At 69.8% G+C, this 1,472-nt stretch carries 1 protein-coding gene; it reads right to left on the reverse strand.

All coding sequences use genetic code 11. The features are described 5' to 3' along the window. Window positions 1-133 precede the first annotated feature (133 nt). A partial coding sequence (argH, locus tag AB4Y86_RS18755) for an argininosuccinate lyase (protein ID WP_441403641.1) occupies window positions 134-1,472 on the reverse strand: 1,339 nt, incomplete at its 5' end.

The raw sequence follows: 1,472 nt of genomic DNA on the forward strand, positions 1-1,472 counted from the left end.
GCCATGCTAGCGGGAGTATTCCGCGACAAAGGCCCAACGCTCCCTCACCTTTGGCAGGAAATCCGCCGACGCTCCCGCAGACAGTGCGGGAGCGTCGGCAGAAATGCGTCTGGACGTGAGGGAGCGTCTGATGCTAGCCGGCGTACCCGCGGACGCCGTCGAGCTCCGCCTCGAGTGCCAGCAGCTGGCGCTCGACGGCGGCCGGCGCGGTCCCGCCCTGCGAGTTCCGGCTGTTCAGCGAGCCCTCGGTGGACAGGACCGAGCGGACCTCCGGCGTCAAGTGCTCCGAGATGGCCGCGTATTCCTCGTCCGTCAGGTCCCAGAGTTCGACGTCGCGGCTTTCGGCCTGCTTCACCGCGGCACCGGAGAGCTCATGCGCTTCGCGGAACGGAACGCCCTGCCGGACCAGCCATTCGGCGATGTCCGTGGCCAGCGCGAAGCCCTGSGGCGCCAGCGATTCCATCCGYTCMGTGTTGAACTTCAGGGTCGCRATCATGCCGRAAACGGCCGGAAGCAGCACTTCCAGCGTGTCGGCGGCGTCGAAGACCGGTTCCTTGTCCTCCTGAAGGTCCCGGTTGTACGCGAGCGGCAGGCCCTTGAGGGTGGCAAGCAGCCCGGTCAGGTCGCCGATCAGCCGGCCGGCCTTGCCGCGGGCCAGCTCGGCCACGTCCGGGTTCTTCTTCTGCGGCATGATCGAGGAGCCTGTGGAGTAGGAGTCGTGCAGGGTCACGAAGGAGAACTCCTTGGTGGCCCACAGGATGACCTCCTCCGACACCCGGGACAGGTCCACGCCGATCATGGCCGACACCCAGGCGAACTCGGCAAAGACGTCGCGGGAGGCGGTGCCGTCGATGGAGTTGTGCGTCGCGGAGTTGAAGCCGAGATCCGCCGCGACCGCCTCCGGGTCCAGGCCCAGCGAGGAGCCGGCGAGGGCGCCGGAACCGTAAGGCGAGACCCCCGCGCGCTTGTCCCAGTCCTGGAACCGCTGCACATCGCGCAGCAGCGCCCAGGCGTGGGCCAGCAGGTGGTGGCTGAGCAGCACCGGCTGGGCGTGCTGGAGGTGCGTGCGCCCCGGCATGGCCACCCCCTGGTGCGCCTTGGCCTGCTCCACCAGCGCGTCGATCGTGGCGAGGACGCCGCGGGCGATGATCCGGGCGTGGTCGCGGAGGAACATCCGGCCGAGGGTGGCCACCTGGTCGTTGCGGGACCGGCCGGCGCGGAGCTTGCCGCCCAGCTGGGTGCCGGCGCGCTCGATCAGGCCGCGCTCCAGCGAACCGTGCACGTCCTCGTCCGACTCGGCCGGCGTGTAGGCGCCGGAGGCGACGTCCGCGTCCAGCCGTCCCAGCGCGTCAAGCATGCCCTCAAGTTCGGCGTCGTCCAGCAGTCCGGCTTTGTGCAGCACGCGGGCGTGCGCCGTGGACCCGGCAATGTCGTAGCGGGCCAGCCGCCAGTCAAAGTGCGTGGACTTGCTC

The sequence above is a fragment of the Arthrobacter sp. 2YAF22_2 genome (assembly GCF_052114645.1).
Classification (GTDB): domain Bacteria; phylum Actinomycetota; class Actinomycetes; order Actinomycetales; family Micrococcaceae; genus Arthrobacter.